This window comes from Pedobacter panaciterrae (assembly GCF_013204795.1).
Lineage (GTDB): Bacteria > Bacteroidota > Bacteroidia > Sphingobacteriales > Sphingobacteriaceae > Pedobacter > Pedobacter panaciterrae.
Window position 1 is genome coordinate 115,396 of sequence record NZ_JABMKW010000020.1, and the last position, 18,055, is coordinate 133,450.

Annotated in this window: 18 protein-coding genes; 10 read left to right on the forward strand and 8 right to left on the reverse strand. The window is 38.7% G+C overall.

Features of this window, described 5'->3' with window-relative positions:
* Positions 1–21: 21 nt before the first annotated feature.
* Positions 22–2,730, forward strand: a complete 2,709-nt coding sequence (locus HQN86_RS19295; protein WP_172662528.1) for a carboxypeptidase-like regulatory domain-containing protein — start codon at positions 22–24, stop codon at positions 2,728–2,730.
* 8 nt (positions 2,731–2,738) lie between these two features.
* Positions 2,739–3,533: a hypothetical protein gene (locus tag HQN86_RS19300; protein ID WP_216854459.1), complete on the forward strand. Its 795-nt coding sequence runs from the start codon at positions 2,739–2,741 to the stop codon at positions 3,531–3,533.
* Positions 3,534–3,549: 16 nt separating this feature from the next.
* Here HQN86_RS19300 and HQN86_RS19305 read toward each other — a convergent pair whose 3' ends face one another.
* Entirely contained in the window at positions 3,550–4,053 is a 504-nt protein-coding gene (locus HQN86_RS19305) for an RICIN domain-containing protein (protein WP_172662530.1), read from the reverse strand.
* 102 nt (positions 4,054–4,155) lie between these two features.
* Between HQN86_RS19305 and HQN86_RS19310 the strand changes: the two genes are divergently transcribed.
* From HQN86_RS19310 to HQN86_RS19320, 3 genes are read left to right on the forward strand one after another with little or no spacing between them, the layout of a single operon-like run.
* On the forward strand, positions 4,156–4,653 hold the full coding sequence (locus tag HQN86_RS19310) for a hypothetical protein (protein ID WP_172662531.1): 498 nt from the start codon (positions 4,156–4,158) through the stop codon (positions 4,651–4,653).
* A gap of 56 nt (positions 4,654–4,709) precedes the next feature.
* Positions 4,710–5,462, forward strand: a complete 753-nt coding sequence (locus HQN86_RS19315) for a suppressor of fused domain protein (protein ID WP_172662532.1) — start codon at positions 4,710–4,712, stop codon at positions 5,460–5,462.
* 60 nt (positions 5,463–5,522) lie between these two features.
* Positions 5,523–6,221: a hypothetical protein gene (locus HQN86_RS19320; protein ID WP_172662533.1), complete on the forward strand. Its 699-nt coding sequence runs from the start codon at positions 5,523–5,525 to the stop codon at positions 6,219–6,221.
* 15 nt (positions 6,222–6,236) lie between these two features.
* On the opposite strand, the gene HQN86_RS19325 is transcribed toward HQN86_RS19320, so the two are convergent.
* A complete protein-coding gene (locus tag HQN86_RS19325; protein ID WP_172662534.1) occupies positions 6,237–8,609 on the reverse strand; it encodes an ABC transporter permease in 2,373 nt (790 codons plus the stop codon).
* A gap of 165 nt (positions 8,610–8,774) precedes the next feature.
* Positions 8,775–9,488, reverse strand: coding sequence for an SDR family oxidoreductase (locus HQN86_RS19330; RefSeq protein WP_172662535.1), 714 nt, complete (start codon positions 9,486–9,488; stop codon positions 8,775–8,777).
* A gap of 123 nt (positions 9,489–9,611) precedes the next feature.
* Between HQN86_RS19330 and HQN86_RS19335 the strand changes: the two genes are divergently transcribed.
* Both HQN86_RS19335 and HQN86_RS19340 read left to right on the forward strand, forming a co-directional pair.
* Positions 9,612–10,181: a Crp/Fnr family transcriptional regulator gene (locus tag HQN86_RS19335; RefSeq protein ID WP_172662536.1), complete on the forward strand. Its 570-nt coding sequence runs from the start codon at positions 9,612–9,614 to the stop codon at positions 10,179–10,181.
* A 219-nt stretch (positions 10,182–10,400) separates the two neighbouring features.
* Positions 10,401–11,750 carry a sensor histidine kinase gene (locus HQN86_RS19340; protein WP_172662537.1) on the forward strand — a complete coding sequence of 450 codons (1,350 nt, stop codon included), beginning with the start codon at positions 10,401–10,403 and terminating at the stop codon, positions 11,748–11,750.
* On the opposite strand, the gene HQN86_RS19345 is transcribed toward HQN86_RS19340, so the two are convergent.
* Positions 11,751–12,914, reverse strand: coding sequence for an aminotransferase class V-fold PLP-dependent enzyme (locus tag HQN86_RS19345; protein WP_172662538.1), 1,164 nt, complete (start codon positions 12,912–12,914; stop codon positions 11,751–11,753).
* Between the two features lie 28 nt (positions 12,915–12,942).
* Positions 12,943–13,464: a DUF3592 domain-containing protein gene (locus tag HQN86_RS19350; protein WP_172662539.1), complete on the reverse strand. Its 522-nt coding sequence runs from the start codon at positions 13,462–13,464 to the stop codon at positions 12,943–12,945.
* A gap of 102 nt (positions 13,465–13,566) precedes the next feature.
* Here HQN86_RS19350 and HQN86_RS19355 point away from each other — a divergent pair, with 102 nt between their 5' ends.
* Entirely contained in the window at positions 13,567–14,160 is a 594-nt protein-coding gene (locus tag HQN86_RS19355) for a hypothetical protein (protein ID WP_172662540.1), read from the forward strand.
* 117 nt (positions 14,161–14,277) lie between these two features.
* Here HQN86_RS19355 and HQN86_RS19360 read toward each other — a convergent pair whose 3' ends face one another.
* Complete coding sequence (locus HQN86_RS19360) at positions 14,278–15,015, reverse strand: SDR family NAD(P)-dependent oxidoreductase (RefSeq protein WP_172662541.1); 738 nt, start codon at positions 15,013–15,015, stop codon at positions 14,278–14,280.
* 120 nt (positions 15,016–15,135) lie between these two features.
* Positions 15,136–15,714 carry a Crp/Fnr family transcriptional regulator gene (locus HQN86_RS19365; RefSeq protein WP_172662542.1) on the reverse strand — a complete coding sequence of 193 codons (579 nt, stop codon included), beginning with the start codon at positions 15,712–15,714 and terminating at the stop codon, positions 15,136–15,138.
* Between the two features lie 109 nt (positions 15,715–15,823).
* Here HQN86_RS19365 and HQN86_RS19370 point away from each other — a divergent pair, with 109 nt between their 5' ends.
* Both HQN86_RS19370 and HQN86_RS19375 read left to right on the forward strand, forming a co-directional pair.
* On the forward strand, positions 15,824–16,261 hold the full coding sequence (locus HQN86_RS19370) for a DUF4369 domain-containing protein (RefSeq protein WP_172662543.1): 438 nt from the start codon (positions 15,824–15,826) through the stop codon (positions 16,259–16,261).
* 57 nt (positions 16,262–16,318) lie between these two features.
* A complete protein-coding gene (locus tag HQN86_RS19375) occupies positions 16,319–16,894 on the forward strand; it encodes a TlpA family protein disulfide reductase (protein ID WP_172662544.1) in 576 nt (191 codons plus the stop codon).
* Positions 16,895–16,914: 20 nt separating this feature from the next.
* Here HQN86_RS19375 and HQN86_RS19380 read toward each other — a convergent pair whose 3' ends face one another.
* A complete protein-coding gene (locus tag HQN86_RS19380) occupies positions 16,915–17,718 on the reverse strand; it encodes a DinB family protein (protein WP_172662545.1) in 804 nt (267 codons plus the stop codon).
* Between the last annotated feature and the right edge of the window lie 337 nt (positions 17,719–18,055).

Below are 18,055 nucleotides of genomic sequence, written 5' to 3' on the forward strand. Positions count from 1 at the left end.
AAATTACTAGAGAAACCTAACATGATAATAAAAAACGCTCGTCTATTATCTCTGCTCATTACGGTTACACTTTTCACCTCCATTTTACATGGAACTGTAGCCCAGGTTCTTCAGCAGGAAAAGGTATACATTCATACTAACAAGCCTAATTACAATCTTGGAGATACACTTTGGTTTAAAGCATACGTAACACAGGGATCAAGAAATGTTTTATCAACATTAAGCGGTTCAGTATATGTTGATCTAATTAATGAAAAAGATTCGGTCTATAGATCGATCAGGCTCCCAGTTGCGGCAGGCACAGCCAGTGGAGATTTGGTCTTCGGCGATGATTGTCAGGCAGGAATCTATCGAATTAGAGCCTATACACATTGGATGAGAAATAAGGACCCTGATTATTTTTTTGATAATAGCTTTACCGTAAGCAATACTTATGTAAACGAAGCTAAGGCAGTTGCCTCTACCAGATATGAAAAAATCAATGGTAAAATGCATATCAACACCAAAATTAACTATGTAGATACCGAAGGTAAACCTATCTCGGGCAAAGTAGTTCGATACAAAGTGATTTCAGAGGATAACACGATAAAGAATAGCTCCATTAAAACGGATGAGGCAGGTAATGTAGAAATCCTGCTGGTAAACGATGAAAGAATCTTAGCTAAAACGGCATATCTTGAAAGCAATTTAAGGCTTAATGCAAATAACGAAATCACTAAGGTTGTGCCGTTAAATGTAACGCATGCAGACACAGACGTCCAGTTTTTTCCTGAAGGAGGGAACCTAGTTAGCGGCATTACTTCAAGAATTGGATTTAAAGCCATAGGTATCAATGGAATTGGAGTTAAAATAAATGGGAAAATAATAGATGATGAAGGGAAAGAGCTGATTGCTTTTTCAAGCACCTATGCAGGAATGGGTAGTTTTGAGTTAAAACCTCAATCAGGTAAAGTTTATAAAGCCCAGGTTGTATTTCCTGATCAATCCGAGCGAACAATCAATTTTCCTGTTGCAGTTAATGATGGCTTTGTGCTTTCTGTTTCCCAACCTGACGAGGATTTTGTCGCAATTACGGTAAAAAATCCCGCTGACCTTACTGTCTTGCCTCAAGGGTTAAATTTAATGGTTCAATCAGGAGGGGAGCAGATTTTCTCCTCAGCTGTAACGACAGATCAGTTAAATTCAGTGATAAAAATCAAAAAAAGTCTTTTTCCCGCAGGAATTGCCACAGCTACATTGTATAAAAAAACGGAGTCGCCACTCAGTGAAAGGGTATTCTTTATTAAAAAAGCAGATTCCGTAAAGCTCCAGGTTACCTCCGATAAGCCAACTTATAAGAAAAGATCTCTGGTTCAAATGCAGCTTGCCCCGGTAAGTATTGCCGGTAAATTGCTTAAAGGCAATTTCTCTGTCTCGGTAGTAAATGAAGCCTTTGTACCCGATAAAGGAGATAAAGAAAGCGCCATCCTGTCTAACCTGTTACTTTCCTCCGATCTAAAAGGATACATCGAAAATCCGAACTACTATTTTAACAGGAACGGAACTGAAATTGACAGGCAATTGGATAATTTAATGCTAACTCAGGGCTACAGGAAGTTTACTTTAAATGACTTCTACCATCCATTACCTCCAAAATATGTTGCGGAAGGGCTTGGTGTTAATGTTACAGGGATCGTAAAAACACTTGGGAACAAGCCAGTATCAGGTTCCAGGGTTACCCTAATTGCGTTAAATTCGGGAATTATGGAAGATGCCCGGACCGACCAGAATGGAAGGTTTAAGATTGAAGGGATGATGATCAACGATGGAGTTAGGTTCAATGTTCAGGCCAGAAACCCTAAAGGCGGCAACAGGGTAGAAGTTTCTGTTGATCAACCGGTTTTTCCCGAAATTAGTATCAATAAGAACGGACCCGACTTTAATGATCATCAAAATCAAATCGCCCGGATCCAAAGTGATCCTTTACCGTTTAAAGTAGATCGGTCTAAGCGCTTGAGGGAAATCATTATCCGTGCAAAAAGACTGGAGAGTATAAAATATACACCGCAGGGTCCCGTTCAGATTCCCGAGGGACACGCAGATCAGACTTTTGTATTAACTAATCCTGAAAGATGTGCCACACTCTGGCTTTGTTTACAAGCACAGATTCATGGAGTAGTATTTACGAGACTAGAAGATAAAAATGTTTTTAATTTTCCGCATACCAGACAGTTAGGCCTTGATACTAATAAGCAAATGTTATTACCAATGGATGTTTATGTTGACGGTCGTAAAATTGTAGATACTGTACAAATGGCCGACATTTTTGATGGAAACGATATTGATCCTTCAAATATTGGTAAGATTGAAGTGGTCAAGACAAACCTTGCGTTAATTAATAGCTTTACCAGAGATCCCAAAAAAGGAAGCAAGCCATCGTTACTAATTATAACCAAGCGACACGATAAAAGAGATCAGGCATACACTCCTAATATCGCTAAATTCATCCCACAGGGATTTAGCAAGTCTCGTGAGTTTTATTCACCTAAGTATGATGTGAAAACTAGTGAACGTAATTCTGATTTCAGGTCCGCCATATATTGGAACCCAACGCTCGTTGCTAATAAAGATGAGCCATTGAATTTCAATTTTTATACTTCAGATGTGAAAGGCAATTACCGCGTGACTGTGGAAGGTGTAGATGAAGAAGGAAATCTGGGACGACAAGTACTAAGGTTTAAAGTTGAATGATTCAATATATGAAAGTAGGATTTCTTTTAAGCATGTTATTCCTAGTTCCGTCTGTATCGTACGGTCAGTATCCTGTTTTTGGAGATGAAAGAAGGCCAAAGGGAAACATTAGTTCGTTTATGGAAAGTTGTTATGATACTTCTCAAGGAGAGAAGGTATTAGTAAGTAAGAATAAATTCAATTATGATCAAAAGGGAATATTAATAGAAAGGATTGTTTACGACACCATTGACAGCGCTAAGGTCAATCAGAAAGTGTCTTATATTTACGAGGATGGGGAGCTTTTTGAGGAAGTGGGACAAACCTACAGAATAAGATACGCTTATGACGAGAGGGGGAAGAAGCTTGCTGAAAAATATACTTCAGCTGATGTAAATTATCTTAAACGGTATGAATATAATATTCTGGGACAGGTTATTAAGTTAATTAATTATAGTTCCGAAGGCAGATTGCTATACTCTGAATCATTTAAATATGATGAACAGAAAGTATTGTTAAAATTTACCCATACTGTACCTGATTCAACTAATAAGAGCTATCAGGCTATTTATTCTTCAGATGTTAAAGGAAAGCGTTTGAGCGAGCGGGTATATGCACCCAATGGTTACATACTTTATACGAGTAAATTCGCATATGATTCTGAAAATCAGTTAATGGAGGAGGTGCGCTATAATTATAGCGGTGCTTTTGACTTTAAAAAGAGCTTCAAATATGTTTATGATAAAACAGGCAACTGGACTTCATTAATTAACAAGAATAAAACCAGCTCTTACGTTACTATTAGAGAAATTCAGTATAATTAACCCTCTGGTTATTGTTTTACATCGTTGGATTTTGCAGATAAATGCTCCATTGCTGTATTGGTGAATCCTTTTTCTTTGCTAATACAATGGCTGAGTTGGTGCCCCCTTCAGGATCGACAGGGGTAAGGTATAAATCGGTAGCTTTCAATCTGATCAGGTAGATGTCTTTTTTCACTTTAATAAACTCATATTGCTGATTCTTGGCATCTGCAACAAGAGGCTGTTCCTCCATAACCACAGCATCCTTTGCTTCGCCGAGTGGCTGAAAAGTCTTTTTGGTAAACAAATTTTTGAGCTGATAAGTATTTTCCCCGGTATTTTGAAAATCCCAGGTCATGCATTTCCAGTTTTGAGGATCATAGGCAACCAGGGGAGTTCCGTTTTTGCCACTGGCATCCTTAACGCGAAGCAACATTCCTGTTTTAACATTCTTGATGGCGTAAGTGCCTTTTATTTCCTGTGCGTACGATGCACAGGTAAATAGAAATATCAGATAAAAGATAGATGTGATAAGCTTCATATCAAGTTATTTACATTATAAATGTACTTATTATTTTACCTTTAACCAGTAGCGTTTTACACCTTGCCATCGTTTTAGTGTAAAAACCAAATTAACAGCTTTATGAAAAAATTTCTATTCGTTTGCGCGATACTATTTATCGCTAATCTAGGGTGCAAAAAAAATAATATTGGTGGGGGTGGGCTATGCGCCTGTTCACCTATAACCGAACCTGAATTAAAATTGGTTATAAAAAGCAGCACGGGTGCTGACCTGCTAAATGACAAAATCGCGGGGGCATACTCAAAAGATGAAATTAAAGTATTCCAAAAATCGACAGATGGAACCGAAACTCCCGTTAACTTTAGCATCAGACCTCCATTTTCTTATGGCGAAGAAAAGTTCAATTTCAGCTCGCTATTCGTAGGACTTAATTTTTTAAGAAACTCAAAAGACACCAAGATTCTTCTAAAGCTTGGTGATAGCAAACCCTATGAACTTAGTTTTGCATTAAATGAAGGTATGTATGATATCAATAAGCTATTGATTGATGACAAAGAGGCTGAAAGTGACAACGGAACTGTTAGCAAGTACCTTAGAATATTTTATTTAACGGAGTAGTTGTAGCACTTACTTTTATCGAAAAAAACAATAAATTGCATTAAACTTTTTCTTGTATGAGCGATGAAATTACTTCGGGTGGTAGCAATGTCCACAGATATGAGAATCATATTCCTAAAGGATTTGAGCCGGCAATCGGAGATGGAGATAACATTGATGCCATTTCAAGTCATATTGAAAAGCATGTAGGTAAGATCGAGTCCGTATTTCACGAAATTGTATCCGATAAAGTGCATATAGACGTTCACTGGGTTAAACCGACTGAACAGCGCCCGTATCATACATTGGTTACAAGTGGAATGAGTGATAAGCCTATGAATGTTCCCGAAGAAGCTGATAATTTGCAATACGCTGAACTTTGCGTATTACTACCTTCCAGTTGGAAAATTAATGCTGAATCTTACGCGCTTATGGAAGAAGTATTTAATGATGAGAACAATTATTGGCCAGTTAGGTGGTTGAAGAGTATTGCCCGATTTCCACATGAATATGACACATGGATAGGGCCATATCATACCATTCCAAATGGGGAAAAAGCCGAACCATTTTCAGGGAATACTAAACTGGGTTGTATGTTTGTTTTCCCATCAAATAACCTTCCTTCTGAGTTTACTCAGCTGGAAATTAGCGAGAATAAGGTGATAAACTTTTACTCGCTGTACCCAATTTACAAAGAAGAGATGAATTACAAACTTAATAAAGGATCTGACGCACTGTTAGATAAATTCCGAGAGTTTAGAGTTAGTACCGTTATTGATGTTAATCGAATAAATACGTGTGCAAGGAAGAAATTTCTTGGGCTTTGGTAATGTGTGCTCCCTTGTTATGCCGAATTTATTTAATTAGAATAGGTCTCATATTCCACTAATATGAACAAACACCCGGATACAAATTACAATAGATTTGAAGAGATTGACAGGGAAGATCTTGAGGATATATTGATGCAAATCGAACATTCATTTAAAATTAAGTTTGATCATGATGACTTTCTCAAAGTAACCACATATGGCGAAATGTGTGATGTGATTTTCTCTAAAGTTGAGTTAGCCAATAATAACGGATGTACACGCCAACAGGCATTTTATAAGCTGAGAATGGCAATAGCCGATACATTTTCCATTGATAGTGGAATTATAAAGTCAGATACCTTAATCGAAAACATTGTACCGAGAAAAAACAGGATTAGGATGATAAAGGAACTGAAGCGTAATCTGGGTATTAATCTCAAGATTTTATCTCCGCCTCTCTGGTTTATAATAGCCGACATCGTTTTATTTTTATTAGGATTATGCGCTTTCTTTTTCAGCTGGAAAATCGCTGTTGTTATTATTGTAATATCGGTGCTGGGATTTATAATAGGTGATGTATTTGGTAAAGAAATTGATTTTGAAACCGTTCGTGATCTTGTAAAGGAGATGATCCATAAACACTATTTAAAATCCCGAAGGGATAAACTCACAGTCAATAAGGAAGAAATGCAGCAGATTTTAGACGACATTTTAATTGAAACTTTCTATCTTGAAAGGTCATCTCTTGTAAGAGATGTAAAGTTTGGTTGGATTAAATAAATTAATGGAATGCCATCACTCATACTTAAGCGCCTCAACAGGGTTCGCCTTTGCAGCCCTGTAGGCCTGGAAACTAACCGTCAAAAATGCAATGATTGCTGTTCCTGCTATTGATATTAACACAATTGATAAAGATATGGTGGTTCTGAACTCAAAATTAGTGAGCCACTTGTTCATCAGGTAATAAGCCAAAGGCACACCAATACAAGCTGCAACAAATACCATTTTAAGGAAGGATAGCGAAAGAAGGCTCATGATGCTTCCAACAGAGGCACCCAAAACTCTACGTACGCCAAACTCTTTTGTCCGCTGTTCGGCGCTGTAAGCCACTAGTCCGTAAAGGCCCATGCACGAGATTAATATGGCAATGCCACCAAACAAGTTGGCCAGGATGCCCAGAATCTTTTCCGACTGCAGCTTTGCATTATACAGATCATTCACAAACTTAATTTCAACAGGGTAGCTCGGATTTATACTTTTGGCAACCGCGGAGATCAGCTCTACGTTTTTACTCAAACTATTGGCCGGATTTAACCGCATGTTAATGGTACCTCCCTGATTTTTGCTGAAATTGATAACCATTGGTCGTCCTGAGTGATAGGGCGAATCCCATAAAAAATCTTTGAACACGCCAATTACCTTTAGTTTGTTGTCAAAAAGCGTTACCATCTTGCCAATCGGATCTTTTAACTTCATCATTTTTACCGCGGTGCTGCTTAGCATAATAGCAGCAGAGTCAGATGCAAACTCCTTAGAGAAATCGCGTCCGGCTAGTATTTGCACACCGCTTGTTTTTACGAGGTCATATTGCGTTTCCAGGCGGTTAAATACAATTTCCTCACCCTGTTTCTCCATTCCAGGCCATTTAAATCCGTAAAACCAATTGCTTACATGGGTCATACTACGCGATGCCTGGTTTACCGCAGTAACCGCACCTGTCTTTAAAATCTGCTCTTTGAACAATTCAAATTTTCCATGCAATTCTCCATTTTGAGGCATCTCTGCCAGTAAATTGATGTTGTAACCTACGGGCCTGCTCTTTATAAACTGTATTTGCTTATAGATAACCAGTGTGGCAATGATCAGCATAATGGCAAAGCAAAACTGTGTTACCACAAGTACCTGCCTCAGGTTTATCGGAATGAGTCTTGCCCTTGCCGTCTTCTTTTTTAAAGTCTGAATAGGATTGAAGGAAGAAAGGAATACCGCAGGATAAATGCCTGCTAAAACACCTGTTAGCATTGCTACCGACAATATGCCCATCCAATAGCCTGCATTCGTGTATTCGATTATGATTTCCAGGCCAAGCAGGTTATTGAACATTGGTAGGGTAGCCTCAACAATAGCTACCGCAATAAGCACCGCAACAGCAGTAAGCACCATCGCTTCAGTAAGGAATTGTGTAACCAATGAACCTCTGGTTGCACCGATCGTTTTCTTAATGCCCACTTCTTTGGCCCTGCGCTCAGATTTAGCCGTGGCCATGTTCATGAAATTGATACAGGCGATCAGCAAAATGCCAAAGGCAAGTGCAATAAATAGATAAATGCGTTCAATGTCGCCACCTACATTCTTGCCGTTTAAAAATTCACCATGCAAATGTAAATCTGAAAAAGGGAATAGGAAGTTTTCATTTCTTTGGTCTGTATAGGTTTCATTGAATAGTTTTTTGACCTTGGAATTAATCAGATCAAGCTTAGCTCCGTTATTAACCTTTGCAATAGCAAGGAAACTGAAATTTCCCCAGCCTGGGTTTCGGGCCTCGCCATCTATATTTTCATAAAAAGACCATGGCATCAAATAATCAAACCTGAGCGAAGTGTTGGCTGGCTGATCCTTAATCACGCCCGTTACCCTCAGGTCAGTATTATTTGCATACTTTACCGTTTTGTCTAATACATCAGTAGTGCCAAATAACAACTTTGCAGTACTTTCACCTAGTATTACAGCATTTGGTGTATTTAGTGCAGTACTCGGATTGCCGGCTATAAATTCATAGTTAAATATTTTCAATATCTCAGGGTCAGCAAAGAGATCAACTTTTCTAAAACCGGTTTCCTTATTGGCAATTAGCGTTTCATTGCCACCAGCAATACGGGTAATGATATCTACTTCAGGAATTTTGTTTCTTATGGCCATTGCAATCCCGTTGCCAGGTGACGTTCCTGTACTTGTGATCTTACCGGATGCATCCTGGAAGTTAGTCATCACCTGATAGATTTTAGCTGCATCTTTAAATTGACGATCGAACTTCATTTCGTAATTCACGTATAGCAGTAACAGGAGGCAGGCCGATAAACCCACCGCAAGTCCGATGATGTTAATCACCGAAGAAGTCTTGTTTCTCCATAGGTTACGCAAAGCGATTTTTAAGTTGAGCTTGAACATAGCGATATTAATCTAGCAATTAAATATAATTGAACTGCAATTTACCAAGTTTGTGCCAAGAGTTGATATATGTTTCAATTTGCTGTAAAACAGTGTTTTAATTATAGTTTGATAATAAAACCGTTCATTATCGAACTACAGGTGTACAGTGTCGGACAGTTCATTTTAAACCAACACCGCTCCGCCATCAATGACCAGCGATTGCCCTGTAGCAAAAGATTGCTTCATCAGATACACAAAACCTCTGGCAATATCCTCAGCTTCACCAACCCGCTTTAGCAATAATGTACTCTCCAGATACTTGTAAAATCCATCACGGTCGGCGTCACTCAGGTTATTCCATAAATTGGTTTTGATTACACCAGCGGCAATATTGTTTACTCTTATTGGCGCCAGTTCAACTGCCATCGCGCGGGTAAAAGCATCCATGGCACCGCAAATAGTTGCACCAAGGCTATATCCTTTACTTGGCCGCTGGCCGAAATTGCCACTCATCAAAGTAATCGAGCCACCTTCATTAATATAATCTTTCCCGTATTTGATTGCTGCAAAGGCACCCCAAAAACGTATGGTGAAAAAATCCTTTCCTTGGTCAATATCGGTGTCATCCACCATACTCATTGTAATGTTCTCGCCTGCCGTATATACCAGGTGATCAAAGTTGCCCGTTTGCTTAAAGAAATCCTGAATGTTTTGCTCATTCGAAAGATCTAATGCATAACCCTCGCTTCCTTGTGGTAATTGCGTTAACGCCTGATCTATCCTTGTCTGGTTGCTCGATACAATAACCACATTTGCACCTTCAGCAGTTGCAGCTTTCGCAGTTGCTAATCCTAAACCCGAACTGCCACCTAAAATGATCACTTTTTTATTCTCCATGTTGTTGTTTTTATGGATACAAAGATCCACAACGCTTAAAATCCTGCACTTACCAAATGGTAAAAAGCACCGCACAGAAAACATTCTAAAGAAAACATTAATTTAGCAGATATTCCTTAACCCATGGAAACTCTCATTGCCCTCTTTCGCTCATTCAAAACCATTACAGATGATGAAGCTGCTATAATTTGCTCGCATTTTCAGGACAAAGATTTCAAAGAAGGGGAGTACCTTTTCAGCGAAGGCAAAGTATGTAAAACACTTTTCTTTATTGATACTGGCATTTTAAGGATAGTTACCACCAACCAAAAGGGTACCGATGTTACTTATTACTTTATTGATGACAAGCAATTCTGTACCATATTGCAAAGTTTTAACGAGGAAATAATTGCCAGCGAAGGCATCCAGGCATGCTGCGATACCCATGTTTTAGCTATTAGCAAAAAGAAATTGCTGGAACTATATCAAAAGCTGCCATTGATGGCTGATCTCATTAATGAGATTCATCAGCAGCGAATGCTGGAAAAAATCCGCCTCAAAAATGCTTATTCAGGACAAGATGCGGTTGAAAGGTATCAGGTGTTTTTGTCAGAACAACCTCAAATCGCATACCGCGTTCCACTGAATTACATAGCATCTTATTTGAATGTTACACCACAATCTTTGAGCAGAATCAGAAGAAAGCTGGCCTAATCCATTTACCTCACTCATACTTCAGCGCGTCAACAGGGTTTGTCTTTAGAGCCTGTAGGCTTGAAAACCGATCATGAGAAAAGCTATGATTGCTGTTTCTGTCATAGATGTCTTTTTTATGTTAAAAAAGAGATATGCTTTACTGTTTTTAGGTCCAATATTTTGATTATAGCCAAATATTAGAATCTTTGTAGAGATGAGAAAATATAAAGACACATAATGAGTATAGCAAGAAAAATAACACTCCTTTTCGCTATTTTATCCGCAATTATCATTTCTTTATTGAGTGGTTTTGTCTGGTATTTTGCTAACGATTTTGCTTTTGAAGATTTTTATAAAAGACTAGAAGCCAGAGTTAACATCGCTGCGGAAATTAGAGTTGCCGAAGATAAAAACGACAACATGTATGCAAAAGTCCGTAATCAATATTTAGAGCGTTTACCGGATGAAAAAGAATTTGTTATTGAGAAAGGTGACTTCAATAATGTAAAATTAGACGTCGAATTGCCATCGAGTTTTTACGATAAAATTAAGAAACTCAAAGTGGCCCGTTATCGTAAAGAAAATCATTTTTATGTTGGAAAATATTTTACTGGTAATCAACAAGATCGTATTATTATTGTTTCGGCCAATGATCCCTTTGGATTTAGAGAACTAAAGGATTTGCAGAAAACGCTAATCGCTGGTTTTTTTCTATCTATAATAATGTCCTTTATAGTTGGTTGGAAATTTTCCAACTACATGCTTAATCCCTTAAGAAAGATTATTAAAAGCGTAAAGAAAATAAAAGCAGAAAACCTACACTTAAGGCTTGATGTATACGGTACTGATGAAATGGCTCAACTCTCACAAACCTTTAATAATATGTTGAACAGGTTAGAGACAGCTTTCGAAACACAGAACAATTTTATCAGCAATGCTTCACACGAGTTAAGAACACCGCTAACTATTATTAGTGGCGAAGTTGAACTTGCAATGAAATCAGAGGCTGATGGTCAGGATCGCTATTTGGCTCTTGCCAAAATAAAAGACGAATCGGATCGACTGGAGCATATCCTTACAAGTTTGTTAGGGTTGGCTCAAACCGGCTTCAATGGTAAAAACCATCCTTGGGAACTGGTAAGAATTGATGAATTGCTTTGGGATATCAAACGCACAGTTAACCAGGTACATCCCGAAAGTAAAATTGAAATCGATTTTAGTAACCTGCCAGCCGAGGAAGACCAGATAACGATAAAAGCAAATATCAATTTACTTAAGCTAGCTATAGCAAACATTGTAAGCAATGCCTGCAAATATTCTAACAATAAACCCGTATTGGTAACATTAGAAAGTAAGGCAAACGTATTGTCAATTGCTGTAAAAGATCACGGAATTGGTATACCCGCCGGTGATGTACAACATATTTTTGAACCTTTTTATAGAGCTTCAAATACGTCGGAATTTAAGGGATATGGGATTGGCCTGCCACTATCCTTAAATATAATCCGCTTGCACCGCGGGAGTATCGCAATCAGCTCAATAGAAAATATTGCAACAGAAATTAAAGTCCTGCTTCCCGTTAATTAGCTAGAATTCACTTAATAGCTTTGTCAGCTTATTTCGGTCCTGCTTGCTCATGGCAGGGTAGGCAGGCAAATAAACAAGGTTATCTAGCATTAGGTCGTCAGCATTAGCAACTGTGGAAGGGGCGATGTACTTTACTAAGCTCGATGCTTTTTGCGAAGCATCAAAACCATTACTACGCAGGTAGGAGATAAGTCGTAACGGATCGTTTGACTCAACAGGCAGTACCCAATAAGTATGTTTTGTATTTAGTGTCCCGATTTTGTAATTGTTAGGGATGTGCGGTAAAATATCATTGGCCAACTGTATTCTTGTGGCAATATCATGCTGTTTAAAGTTGTTCAGCTTTTTTTGTAATAGTTTTATGTTTGGCAAGCACGGGCGATAACGAATTTGTTTAAAAATATCATCACCAGGGAATCCCTTGGTAAAGCCAGCCAATACCTCTTCAAAATCTTTTCCACTTGTCTTTGCTAGGCTATAAAATCCGGTGTAAATGGCTTTAGTAGTAAGGAGTTTTACCAGTGCGGCTTTAAATAGCTTTTTTAGAAAACTTGAAGTATCCTGTTTATCGTATTGCTCATTTCTAGTTGAAACATTGGTATGTAAAGCTGGATCTTTGATATTGATTATTGCACCACGGACAGCAGTATTTGTTTTAATGAGGCCAAAACTAAACATTACCACATCCGACTCGGGGTTACCTTCATATAAATTACCGGCGTAGGCCTGGGCACAGTCTTCAAATACAATCAGATTGTATTTCCTGGCAATGGCAATTAACTCATCAGTGTCCATAATTGCACCAAAAAGGTGCGTGATCAGTATGGCTTTTGTGTTTGGCGTTATTGCAGATTCCAGCTCTGCAGGCGATATATTTAATGTTTGCTTATTTACGGGCAAAGGAATAGCGGTTAGATTATGGCCAGCTATAATCTTAAACATGTCCGGAATGTTGATATCCGTTACTAAAATTTCAGAACCCGCCGGAAAATCTAATGCATTTAGAACCAGATCAAAACCGGTACGTACAGAAAGGCAGATCAACTTTTTATCGTTCTTTCCAGCGATCTCTGTTTTTTGAGGTCTAAAATAATCAGCAAAACAATAGTAGATGCCAGTGAATAGATCTTTATTGCTGATGTATAGTTTGCCTCGGGGTATCATGCCTGCAATATACTTATAGTTATTCCTACTATTGCAAAACCTGAAATATCCCCGGATGCTTAGTTGATATCCGAAGTTTTAGATTGTCTCCTTCATTGAACCTTTGGTTCTCGTCACCTATTTTTTGTACAAAGTTTTCATTATTTAAAGCATAACGAACTACCATATAGTGGTCGTAAAGCAAAGAGGACTTTGACGACCGCACCAATAATACTTTTCCATCTACTATTTTACCATGATTTTCCAATTGTTGCGCATAATAGAGTTTCTGTAACTGCAGAACTCCTAATGCACTAAATCTAACGGCTACAAGCAAAAGAAAACCAAAAAGAGTTCTAATTAGCAGGTTGCTTGTTTCAAGCCACATCATTTGTAAAATGATAAAACAATTTCCAACAAGTGCCAGCAACATAAAAGCTACAGACTCTTTGTTGTAATAATGCAATTGAAAAATACCAATATAAATGCAAAAAAGAATTACCGAGCTAAGTACTAAAGTCCAAATGACTTTACTTTTTGACCGGGCGTGTAGTCGTATATACTTGTTCATGTGAGTTTTGAGATTGCGTACTGAAATATAAATATTTATTTCGGAAATATGATAACCTCCATATATCTTTATAATCATAAAAAATTTAGCAGATATGGCAACATGAGCAGTGAGGAATTTTTAACCTATCAAAAGTATAGTGAAGAAGCGCAAATAACCGAAATAGCATCGTTGTTAGAAGAGTACGGTATAGAACACTTAATTGAAGACAATTCCGTTGTCTTTGATTTGACTTTTATTAACAGTCAATTAAATAAAGAATTCAGGTTAAAATTACGACAAAAAGATTTTGAAAGTGCAGATGCATTACTTTTAGATGCTGCGAAGACTCAAATTGAAAATGCTGATGAGAATTATTATCTTTTCGATTTCACTGACGAGGAATTAATTGAAGTTGTAACTAAAAGCGATGAATGGAGTAAATTTGATTTTCAGTTAGCACAGTCCATATTACAATCTAGAGGGCACAATCTGAAGCCTGAAGATATCAAAGCATTAAAAGATCAACGACTAGAAGAGCTAGCAAAACCTGAGAAATACAATAGGGGATGGATTTATGCAGGTTATGTGTTTGCTATTTTGGGTGGACTCTTTGGTGTTTTCATTGGTTGGCACCTGATGAATCACAAAAAAACATTACCTAATGGTGAAAGTGTTTATGGTTATACAGAACCAGATAGAAAACACGGACAATGAATATTTGTAATCGGCCTTGTCTTCTTCTTGTCGTGGACAATTTTTAAAATAGTAAATTCATTATAGAATTTTAAGATAGATTGTTACGCCACAAAACTGGCGTAACAATTCAATGCCTTAAATCTGTGCCGTACCACCATCAACGAACAACTCTATACCTGTTATATAGGTAGAATCGCTAGAAGCCAGGAATAGGGCAGTGCTGGCAATTTCCTCAGAAGTACCAAAACGGCCCATCGGAATCTTTTCTGTAAATGAATCCCTGATCTCCTGATGTACACCATCAAAGGTGGCAGTATCAATAGAACCCGGACTAAGTACATTTACACGGATTTTGCGGGCTTGCAGGTCAAGCGTCCAGGTGCGGGCAAGTGAGCGGATAGCAGCTTTGCTAGCACTGTATATACCCATTCCAGGGAAACCTTTCACACTGGCTATGGAACCTGTCATGATAATAGATGCACCTTCAGACAAAAGTGGTAGTGCTTTCTGTACAGTAAAAATGGTTCCTTTAACATTGATGTCGAATACACGGTCATATTCTTCGGGAGTAATGGCATCAATGCCAATGCCGAAATGCCCAACGCCAGAGCTCGCATACAATACATCTATATGGCCTTTTTCTTTTTTAACGATCTCGTATAAATGATCCAGATCATCCAGATTGCCTGAATCAGCGCGCACACCCGTTACATTTTTACCGATATGTTTTACCGCGGCATCCAATTGTTCCTGTCTGCGGCCAGTGATATATACATAGGCACCTTCTTCTACAAATAATTTGGCAGTAGCCAGAGCCATTCCGCTGGTTGCACCGGTTATTACGGCTACTTTGTTCTCTAATTTACGTGACATGATTTTGCTTATTTTTTGGTCAGTGGTTCACCCGGCTGACGAAGCAAAATTGGCGAATATGCTGTCCTCGAAACGATGAGGTTTGTTAAGAAAAAAATTGACAAATGTCAATCGAAAGGCCTACTTCTTAGGCTTGGGGTTGCGCAAACGGCTAAGTGTTTCGGGTGTTATTCCTAAATAAGAGGCAATCATGGCCTGCGGTACACGCAGTGCGAAATCAGGATAACGCTTTACAAAGTTCTGGTATTTCTCTTCTGCCGTGCTGCTAATTACTTCATGAATCCGGTTCTGGTTTATCACAAAGCTCTTGTTCAAAATATCGGTAACCAGCTGACCAAAAACAGGCACTGTTTCCATGGCCACCTTCATCTCATCCTTGTCGAACAGGATCAGTTCCGATTCTTCAATGGCATCAATGTTAAATTTAGAAGGTACACCAAAGAGCAGACTTTCGCGATCGCTGATCCACCAGTCTTTAGTAGCAAAGCGGATGATGTGCTCGTTGCCCTTACCATCAACCGAATAGGTACGCATTAGGCCACTAGCTATAAAACAATGGTAGCGACATACATCACCTTCCTGCAGCAGGTATTGTTTTTTGCGCAGTTTTTTGAACTTGGCGTGGCTTTCCAGTATGCCAAGCTCCTCGTCGCTAATAGTTGTTTGTCGGCGTACATATGCCTTAAAAACTTCGAACACTAGATGATATTTTTTTGTGCTAAGTTAAGAATCATCTTTTTGAAATGTTATAGTTTTCGAATCAATGAACAGAAGTTTACACTGAAAATAGTAAATTGAATAAAAAAGCATGTTAAAGAAAACGTATCTCGTAATTGTTGCTTTGTTGAGCTTACATCTCATAGTTCCGGCACAAACTGTTACCATACAAGGAAACCTAATTGGGTTAACTGAAAACCAACTCCAATTTGTTTACAATACTTCCGAAGGGTACAAGGTAGACACAATACATGTTACTGGTGGAAAGTTTACCTGGTCCAAGAAGTTATCGGGGCCACGTAAAGCGATGCTTTTCCTGCCAGAGAATTCTTTTCCCTTTTTTATTGAACCAGGAAACATTCGCATTGAGGGTAAGCCAGATAGCGTTGTTGTAATTGGTTCTAAAACATATGATGAATCGATAGCCTATAGTCGCTCATTCAAAGATTTACAGCAGCAAAGAGATTCGATCCGTAAAGCTATTTCGAATGCACCAGCCAATGAACAACCGGCACTCCGAGAAAAGTAGGTTCAGGTAACGAAGATGTGGACTGAAAGGGAGAATGCATATATCAAGTCACATCCCATGCATATAATAAGCTCAGATATCGCGGCACGACGGGCAAGTATGGGTGATTATGATGAAGCGCTTCTGGCCTTTAATCTTTTAGATAGAACTGTACAGGAATCCCCTGAAGGTAAAGAAATCGCCAGCGCGCTCGCAATTGGTAAAAGGAGCAGAATGGGGGCAAAGGTTCCGGATTTTATTCAAAACGATCCTGAAGGGCGGCCTGTGAATTTCGCGGGCTTTAGAGGTAAGTATGTTTTTATCGATTTTTGGTCAAGTTCGTGCGCACCATGCCGGGCAGAAAATCCAAATATATTGAAGGCTTATAATAAATATAAAGACAAGAATTTTACTGTATTGGGCGTTTCTCTCGACGATAATATTGAACTCTGGAAAAATGCCATTAAAGAAGATAAGATGCCATGGACAATGGTTTCTGACCTAAAGGGATTGAAAAATGAAGTTTCTTCATATTTTGGAATATTTGGTATACCCAGATCGCTTCTTATTGATACAGAGGTCAAAATTATAGCTAAAGACCTAAGGGGTGATGAGCTTAAGCAAAAGCTTGATGAACTTTTCTCGAGTAATTAATTGTGCCCCTGCAAGCAATTTTAACTTGTTGCAATTATCAATTGTTTAATCGCACCCAGATGATAGGCGGCATGCGGAATTAATGCCAGCGTGCCCTGTCTGAATTGCTGATTTGTCCAGTCTTTCCTTTCTGCAATTGCTGTTCTAAGATCCTCATAGGCGCTAAGCAGGTCTTGTTGCAGTTTTTGCCATTCCTGATCATTTACCTCACGGATTCTCCAACTTTCAGCCCAATCGGGCGAAGGCATTTTTCCGTCGAAGAATTCTAGCGCTACACGGATACTCCATCTTAAATGTTCAGTGTGCGCTGCGATGGTTGATCCACCTTCAACAGTAGGGGTTGAGGCCTGTTCGGCATCTATCTGTGCAATTGCTTTGGTAAAACCATGTCCCGGGTACCTATCTATCACCCAAGTGTAGTTGCTTGCCGGACCAACGTATAGTTCATCGGGATCCAATTCCTGTTCAGGATCATAGCCTGCCATGAATTCCTGGTAGTTTTCGATCTCATCAAGCCGGAGCATATTCCGCTGGAAATTGTGACTTGAAGTTCTGTAATAGGATTTGCAGGCTTCGATGGTGGTGTCACTCAAGAAGGTTTCAATGTGGTTGGGGTCTGTGATGCTGTTTCGAATTAGCCAGAGGCGTAGAAATGCCTCGCTTACGATGCTGGCCGCATTGGTGTCATCTTTAATGTACCGCCTTCTCTTATAGAATAAAGAAGGGTAGAGGCGGTTGTAGAAGTATTCAAGACCCTTTTCATCACCCTGACTGAATTTGGTGAAATAAAAGGTCTTCTCGTTGTAGATAGTTTCTGCTCTCATAAGCGAGTCCTTATATTGGGATTTGAATGAAAATTGAGATGAACGAGACCTGTCATTGTAAACAGGTTATAATAGTATATTTGATTAGTTGATTTTATGTTAATGCTATATAACTCTGTTTAATTCTTCCTATATTGCGTTATTTTCTTCCACAGGTTTCTGAATTGGTTCGTCCTCATTAGTTTAAATGTTCAGTTTGATCCAAGTTTACTTTTCTGTGCTCGCGATTTTTTTTGTGCCATCGTTAATTTCATCGCTCTGATGTATGTTGCAATACTTTTTATAGCTAGGCCAAAATCGTTTGCAGATTTGATAAAGAAGGGCTTTCGCAGGTACC

Bases quoted from the DNA above. Each gene is read 5' to 3' on its own strand.
- HQN86_RS19320 (WP_172662533.1), top strand. From the start codon at position 5,523: ATGAACAAACACCCGGATACAAATTACAATAGATTTGAAGAGATTGAC.
- HQN86_RS19375 (WP_172662544.1), top strand. From the start codon at position 16,319: ATGCATATAATAAGCTCAGATATCGCGGCACGACGGGCAAGTATGGGT.
- HQN86_RS19345 (WP_172662538.1), bottom strand. From the start codon at position 12,914: ATGATACCCCGAGGCAAACTATACATCAGCAATAAAGATCTATTCACT.
- HQN86_RS19360 (WP_172662541.1), bottom strand. From the start codon at position 15,015: ATGTCACGTAAATTAGAGAACAAAGTAGCCGTAATAACCGGTGCAACC.
- HQN86_RS19335 (WP_172662536.1), top strand. From the start codon at position 9,612: ATGGAAACTCTCATTGCCCTCTTTCGCTCATTCAAAACCATTACAGAT.
- HQN86_RS19295 (WP_172662528.1), top strand. From the start codon at position 22: ATGATAATAAAAAACGCTCGTCTATTATCTCTGCTCATTACGGTTACA.
- HQN86_RS19330 (WP_172662535.1), bottom strand. From the start codon at position 9,488: ATGGAGAATAAAAAAGTGATCATTTTAGGTGGCAGTTCGGGTTTAGGA.
- HQN86_RS19340 (WP_172662537.1), top strand. From the start codon at position 10,401: ATGAGTATAGCAAGAAAAATAACACTCCTTTTCGCTATTTTATCCGCA.
- HQN86_RS19305 (WP_172662530.1), bottom strand. From the start codon at position 4,053: ATGAAGCTTATCACATCTATCTTTTATCTGATATTTCTATTTACCTGT.
- HQN86_RS19355 (WP_172662540.1), top strand. From the start codon at position 13,567: ATGAGCAGTGAGGAATTTTTAACCTATCAAAAGTATAGTGAAGAAGCG.
- HQN86_RS19310 (WP_172662531.1), top strand. From the start codon at position 4,156: ATGAAAAAATTTCTATTCGTTTGCGCGATACTATTTATCGCTAATCTA.
- HQN86_RS19315 (WP_172662532.1), top strand. From the start codon at position 4,710: ATGAGCGATGAAATTACTTCGGGTGGTAGCAATGTCCACAGATATGAG.
- HQN86_RS19325 (WP_172662534.1), bottom strand. From the start codon at position 8,609: ATGTTCAAGCTCAACTTAAAAATCGCTTTGCGTAACCTATGGAGAAAC.
- HQN86_RS19370 (WP_172662543.1), top strand. From the start codon at position 15,824: ATGTTAAAGAAAACGTATCTCGTAATTGTTGCTTTGTTGAGCTTACAT.
- HQN86_RS19350 (WP_172662539.1), bottom strand. From the start codon at position 13,464: ATGAACAAGTATATACGACTACACGCCCGGTCAAAAAGTAAAGTCATT.
- HQN86_RS19380 (WP_172662545.1), bottom strand. From the start codon at position 17,718: ATGAGAGCAGAAACTATCTACAACGAGAAGACCTTTTATTTCACCAAA.
- HQN86_RS19300 (WP_216854459.1), top strand. From the start codon at position 2,739: ATGAAAGTAGGATTTCTTTTAAGCATGTTATTCCTAGTTCCGTCTGTA.